Below are 6461 nucleotides of genomic sequence, written 5' to 3' on the forward strand. Positions count from 1 at the left end.
ATCAAGAAGGACATCGGCACCGATCAAGAAGGACATCGGCACCGCCCGCATCCCGGCCGACGGCGAAGGCCTGTCGATCGACGTCAAGGGCCGCGACCTGATGCAGGGCGTGCCCCGCGAGGTCCGCATCTCCGAGCGCCAGGCCGCCGAGGCCCTGGCCGAGCCCGTTTCGCAGATCGTCGAGGCCGTGAAGGTCGCGCTGGAAGCCACCCCGCCCGAACTGGCCGCCGACATCGCCGACAAGGGCATCATGCTGACCGGCGGCGGAGCCCTGCTGCGCGGCCTGGACGCCGAGATCCGCGACCACACCGGCCTGCCGGTCTCGGTCGCCGACGACCCGCTGTCCTGCGTCGCCATCGGCTGCGGCCGGGTGCTGGAGCATCCGCGCTGGATGAAGGGCGTGCTCGATTCGGCCCTCTAGGGCCCAGGTCGAAACATCGCCTTGAATCCCTGCCATCACGGGGTTCGCGCCGGTTTCCAACTGGCCCGGATTTTGCGATAGGCTGCAGACGTCGGCGGGGGGCTCCCGCTGATTCCCTCTTTTCCAGGAAGGCGCGCCGTGGCGTTTCGCGACGGACCGTTCGAGAATATCAAGGTGCCGCTGGTCTGGACCGCGGCGGTCGCTGTCGTGCTCGCCGCGATCGGCTGCATCCTGCTGCTGATCAGCGACGCCCGGGCCCAGACCTCGCCTTACCAGCCCGTCCGTTCGGGCGCCGAGGCGGTGGCCGGCCCGGTCGGCGGAGTCTTCGCCGCCCCGGTCCGCTGGTTCGGCCACGCCACCGACTATGTCGGCGGCTATTTCTTCGCCGTCTCCGAGAACCGCCGGCTCAAGCGCGAACTGGCCGAACTGGCGCCGTGGCGCGACCAGGCCATCGCCCTCAAGAACGTCAACGGCCGCTATGAGGCCATGCTGGGCATCCGCCCCGAGCCTCCCGTCGCCATGCAGACGGCCCGCTCCATCTCGGACACCCGCGGCCCCTTCTCCAGGGCTCGCCTGATCGACGCCGGATCGGCCAAGGGCGTCAAGGTCGGCAATCCCGTCATCAACGAGCACGGCCTGGTCGGCCGCATCGTCGGAACCTCGTCCGGAATCAGCCGGATGGTGCTGCTGACCGACGTCGCCAGCCGCACGCCCGTTCTGGTCGACCGCACCGACGCCCGCGCCCTGCTGACCGGCGACGGCAGCGACAATCCGCGGCTCGAATTCATCCGCGGCGTCGGCGCGGTCCAGGCCGGCGACCGCATCCTGTCTTCCGGCGACGGCGGCGGCTTCCCGCGCGGCGTCCCGATCGGCGTCGCCGCCAGGGGCATCGACGGCTCGTGGCGGGTCAAGCTGTTCAGCGACCGGGGCGCCATCGACTACGTCCGCGTCATGCTGTTCGAGGACTTCGGCCAGCTGATCGGCCCGAACGATCTCAACGCCCCGCCTCTGGCCGCCCTCGGGACCCTGCCCGAGGCCACGGCGGCCCAGACCGGCGCCATCGCCGATTCGGCCGCCCGCCGCGACGCCGCCCGCGACCGCGCCGAACAGTCCAGCGCCGCCGCGGCCCGCGCCGACGCGGCCGAGGCCGCCCGGCCCCGTCCGGCCGCGCCCGCGCCCGCCGTGACCCCGCCGCCCGCGCCCGCAGCCGCCCCTCCCGCGGGAGGGGCCGAATGAGACGCCCCGTCGCGGTCCGTGTCGTCGGGCCGATGCAGTGGATCGTCTATCCGGCCCTGATCACGGTCGCGGTCACCATCATCCTCGGCACCCCGGTCGAGATCTTCGGCCTGAACCTGCCCGAGCCGGTCATCCCCATGGTGCTGGCCTTCGCCTGGCCGCTGATCCGCCCCTCGGTGGTCGCGCCTCTGGCCCTGACAGGCCTGGGGCTCGGCCTCGACATCTTCACCTACGGCCCGCTGGGCCTGTGGGCCCTGTCGTTGCTGGCCATCTATGCGGTGGTCCTGGCCTCGCGCAGCTTCCTGATCGGCCAGGACACCGTCGTCCTGTTCGTCTGGTACGCGGCCTGCTGCGGCCTGGCCTTCCTGCTGGTCTATTTCGTGCGGATGATCATCGACCACAACGCCGCCAGCCTGCTGGCCCTGATCGGCCAGGTCGTGCCGACGCTGCTGCTGTTCCCCTTCGCCCACCAGATGATCGAACGGTTCGAAGACGGCGACGTGAGGTTCCGATGAGCTCGGAACCGTCCATCTTCTTCTCCGACGTCAATGAGCGGCAGGGCTCCTTCCTGCGCCGCACCTTCGTCTTCGGCGGGCTGACGGCGCTCGGGGGGCTGGCCCTGACCGGCCGCCTGGCCCAGCTGCAGGTCGTCCAGGCCGGCGAATACGCCACCCTGGCGTCGAACAACCAGTTCAACTTCCGCCTCGTGCCGCCGCCGCGGGGCCGGATCCTCGACCGCAACCGGGTCGTCATCGCCGGCAACCGCCCCAGCTTCCGCGTCCTGGTGGTGCGCGACGAGACCAAGGACCTGGACCAGACCCTGGACCTGCTGGGCCGGCTCCTGCCCGACACCATGGACCGGCGCCGGTCCATCATCCGCGACGTCAACGCCGCGCCGCGCTTCTCGCCGGTCCCGGTCAAGAGCGACCTGACCTGGGAGGAGTTCGCCCGGGTCAATCTGTACGCCAACGAGCTGCCGGGCGTCATGGCCGACATGAACGAGGCCCGCTACTACCCGTTCGGCGGCGCCTTCGCCCACGTCATCGGCTATGTCGCCAAGCCCAACGACCGCGACATCAAGGCGATCGAGGACCGCGGCGAGAAGGTCCCCGAGATTCTCTACAACCCGGGCTTCCGCATCGGCCGCCAGGGGGTGGAGAAGTCGTTCGACGCCGACCTGCGCGGCGAGGCCGGCGGCAACCGGGTCGAGGTCGACGCGCGGGGCAGGGTGGTGGCCGAGGATGTCGGCGGCTCGCGCCCCGCCGTTCCGGGCAAGGACGTGGTCCTGACGCTCGACGCCGACGTCCAGAACCGGGCGCTGGAGGTGATGGGCGTGGAGTCCGGCGGCTGCGTGGTCATGGACGTCCGCAACGGCGACATCCTGTGCATGGTCTCGTCGCCGTCGTTCGATCCGAACCTGTTCGTCGGCGGCGTGCCGTCGCGCATCTACCGCGCCCTGTCGGACTATGAGCGCAAGCCCTTGCTGGACAAGACGCTGAACGGAGTCTTCCACCCCGGCTCGACCTTCAAGATGACGACGGCGCTCGCCATCCTCGAGGCCGGCGTCGATCCGACCGAGCGCGTCACCTGCACCGGCGGCTACCGCTTCGGCAACCGCGTGTTCCGCTGCTGGGAAGCCCGCGGCCACGGCGCGCAGGACATGCACAACGCCATCAAGAACTCGTGCGACGTCTATTTCTATCACATGTGCAACCGCGCCGGCGTCGACCTGATCCAGGAGACGGCGAAGAAGATCGGCTTCATGCAGACCTACGACATCGGGGTCGGCAACCAGAAGGCCGGCTCGGTGCCCAGCAAGGCGTGGAAGGCGAACTACAACCGCCGCAATCCCAATCCCGAATCGCGCGTCTGGTTTCCCGGCGAGACCCTGTCCGTCGCCATCGGCCAGGGCGACGTGAACGTCACCGCCCTGCAGCTGGCCGTGATGACCGCGCGCATCGCCAATGCGAAAAAGGCCATCAATCCGCGCCTGATCAAGTCGGTCGGCGGCGTCGAACAGCCTTCGGGCGCCGCCGTGCCGGACCTGCCTTTCCCGCCCGAGCACGTCGAGATCGTGCGCCAGGGCATGGTCGCCGTGGCCAACGACCGGTCGGGCACCGCCTACCGCCAGTCCCAGCTGGGGCTGGGAGACATCCAGATGGCCGGCAAGACCGGCACCGCCCAGGTCCGCAGCTACGGAACGGGCTCGCGCAAGTCGAACATCTGGGCGCTCAAGGACCACAATCTGTTCGTGGCCTTCGCCCCGGTCGACGCCCCGCGTTATGCGGTCGCGGTCATCATCGAGCACGGGGGCAAGGGCGGGGCCACCGCCGGCGCCCCGCGCGCCCGCGAGATCATGCGCACGACCCTGCTCAAGGATCCCGAGATGCTGGAGCGGATCCAGCGTCCGCCCCCGCCCGAGGCCCTGGGTCCCGAAACCGGGGCGGAAGACCTCGCCGGCGCCGCGCCCGAAGAGCCCGTCGCCCAGGCCCCGGCCCCGGCCCCCGCCCCGGCGCCCCCTGCTGCCGCGACGACCACGGGCCCGCGACCCTATCTGCCCGAGGCCCCGCGATGACCGCCTCCGCCCTGACACGCCCCGGCGAGCGGGACCGCCTCTCGACCAAGATCAGCGAGCTGGACTGGCGCCTGATCGGTCTGCTGTGTCTCGTCGCCACGGTCGGCGCCGCCATGCTCTATTCGATCGCGGGCGGAAGCTGGCAGCCCTGGGCCGCCAAGCATGTCATCCGTTTCGCGGCCCTGCTGACGGTCATGCTGGCACTGGCGATGGTGCATCCGAAATGGTGGTTCCGCGCCGCCTATCCGCTCTACGGCCTTCTGCTGGTCCTCGTCCTGATGATCGAGTTCACGCCGCTGGGCTATACGGCGGGCGGGGCGAAGAACTGGCTGAATCTCGGCTTCATGCGCATCCAGCCCGCCGAGTTCATCAAGCTGGGTCTCGTCCTCGCCCTGGCCCGCTGGTACCACAATCACACGGCCCAGGAGGCCCGCTGGTCGTGGAAACTGCTGATCCCGGCCGGCATGATCGGCGTTCCCTTCCTGCTGGTGGCCAAACAGCCCGACCTCGGCTCGGCCATGGTCATCGGCCTGACCGGCGCCGTGGTCATGTTCGTGGCCGGTCTCAGCTGGCGCGTCATCGCCGTGGGGGCCGCCGCCGCCGTGGCTGTCATTCCGCCCTTCGTCATGTTCGGCATGCATGACTACCAGCGCAACCGCGTCCTGACCTTCCTCAGCCCGGAGTCCGACCCGTCGGGCACGGGCTACAACATCATCCAGTCCAAGATCGCGCTCGGCTCGGGCGGCCTGCTGGGCAAGGGATATGGCCTGGGCAGCCAGAGCCAGCTGGAATTCCTGCCGGAGCGTCACACGGACTTCATCTTCTCCACCGTGGCCGAGGAGTTCGGCTTCGTCGGTTCGTTCACCGTGCTGGCCTGCTACATCGCCATCATCCTGATCGCCCTGCGCATCGCCTCCCTGGCGCACAGCCATTTCGGCCGCATCGCCGCCGCGGGGATGACGGCCTTCTTCGCCCTGTTCGTCCTCATCAACGGCGCCATGGTCATGGGCATGGCCCCGGTCGTCGGAGTGCCGATGCCGCTGCTGTCCTACGGCGGGTCGTCGATGATGACCGTCATGTTCGGCTTCGGCCTGGTGCTGGCGACCCGCGTGCACCGCTACGCCGAACTGCCCAAGGGCCACGGACTGTTCTGATCCGGCCTTCGTGCGTTAGGGTCGGATGATGAGCAAATCCAGACCCAAAGCCGCCCCCAAAGCCGCCCCCGCAGCCGCGACGCCACCCGTTTTCGTGCCGGACTGGGGCGACAAGCCGTGCCCGCAACCCGTCATCCCCGCGGCCTCTGCGGCGCAGACCGCCGCCCTGATGGACGGCGTGCGGATGCGTGAAAACCCGGCCGAATGGGCCTTTGTGCGCTTGTCCAAGCTGATCGAGGACTTCGAAAAGGGTCTCGACAAGGATGAGGAGATCGGCGCCCGCATCGTCGGCCTGCCGGGCGACGGCACCATGTCGATCGAGGACCTCGGCTTCTGGGGCCCGGATTTCATCATGTTCCTGGGCAAGAACGCCGACGGCAAGCCGGTGCGCCTGATCCAGCACTACGGCCAGATCAACGTCCTGCTCGACGTGCGCAGGAAGCCCGAGGAGCGCGAGGCCCGAAGGATCGGCTTCCAGCTGTCGGAAATGGTCGCCAGGACCAACCCGAAATAGGGGAGAAGACAGTCCCCCCCTCCGTGCATCCCCGCGGAGGCGGGGACCCAGGCTTTGGCCCCGCCGCCGATGCCTGAATGAGCGCCGGTCACCTCAGCCAGCCCGGTTGTCGCTCACACCTGGGTCCCCGCCTCTGCGGGGATGCACGGTGATGGGGTGCGCGAAGGCGTGACGCTGCTCGCCGGATCTATAGTCGGGTTGGCGGGAAAATATCCTGCCGGTTCAACATCTTCCGCTTTTCTCAAACTCTATTGTCAGCACCGCCCCCCGGCGGCCCCATACTATCTGCATCCCGTCGCGGGGGAGGGCGTCTGGCGCCAGGGCCAACCACGTGCGGCGGGGTGTGATCGTTGCGGGACGTCGCGCGTCGCCTTTTCGGCGGCGGGCCTAAATGGCGAGAGGTCGGGGGCCGAAAACAGGCAAACCCCGGCTGGCCATGCGATGCCCGCCCCGAAGCGCTCGGAAGCCGCGATCACGCGGAGCRMAGGCGGCGACGCCGAAAACACAGTCSGGTCCCCGTAACGCGAAAGCAGGGGGCCACATATCGGTTCCGGGCTAGCC

Annotated in this window: 6 protein-coding genes; all 6 read left to right on the forward strand. The window is 69.3% G+C overall.

The window, feature by feature from the left end:
* Window positions 1-421 (forward strand): rod shape-determining protein (locus ASD25_RS26690; protein WP_200943737.1); only part of this gene is annotated, 421 nt, incomplete at its 5' end.
* A gap of 138 nt (window positions 422-559) precedes the next feature.
* Window positions 560-1657 carry a rod shape-determining protein MreC gene (gene mreC / locus ASD25_RS26695; protein ID WP_055832644.1) on the forward strand — a complete coding sequence of 366 codons (1098 nt, stop codon included), beginning with the start codon at window positions 560-562 and terminating at the stop codon, window positions 1655-1657.
* A complete protein-coding gene (locus tag ASD25_RS26700; protein ID WP_055832646.1) occupies window positions 1654-2172 on the forward strand; it encodes a hypothetical protein in 519 nt (172 codons plus the stop codon). The genes mreC and ASD25_RS26700 overlap by 4 nt, the downstream gene beginning before the upstream one ends.
* On the forward strand, window positions 2169-4232 hold the full coding sequence (gene mrdA / locus ASD25_RS26705) for a penicillin-binding protein 2 (RefSeq protein ID WP_055832648.1): 2064 nt from the start codon (window positions 2169-2171) through the stop codon (window positions 4230-4232). The genes ASD25_RS26700 and mrdA overlap by 4 nt, the downstream gene beginning before the upstream one ends.
* Window positions 4229-5386, forward strand: coding sequence for a rod shape-determining protein RodA (rodA, locus tag ASD25_RS26710; RefSeq protein ID WP_055832650.1), 1158 nt, complete (start codon window positions 4229-4231; stop codon window positions 5384-5386). The genes mrdA and rodA overlap by 4 nt, the downstream gene beginning before the upstream one ends.
* A 28-nt stretch (window positions 5387-5414) precedes the next feature.
* Window positions 5415-5900: a DUF6173 family protein gene (locus tag ASD25_RS26715; protein WP_055832668.1), complete on the forward strand. Its 486-nt coding sequence runs from the start codon at window positions 5415-5417 to the stop codon at window positions 5898-5900.
* The last annotated feature ends 561 nt before the right edge of the window (window positions 5901-6461 follow it).

Source organism: Brevundimonas sp. Root1423, from assembly GCF_001426805.1.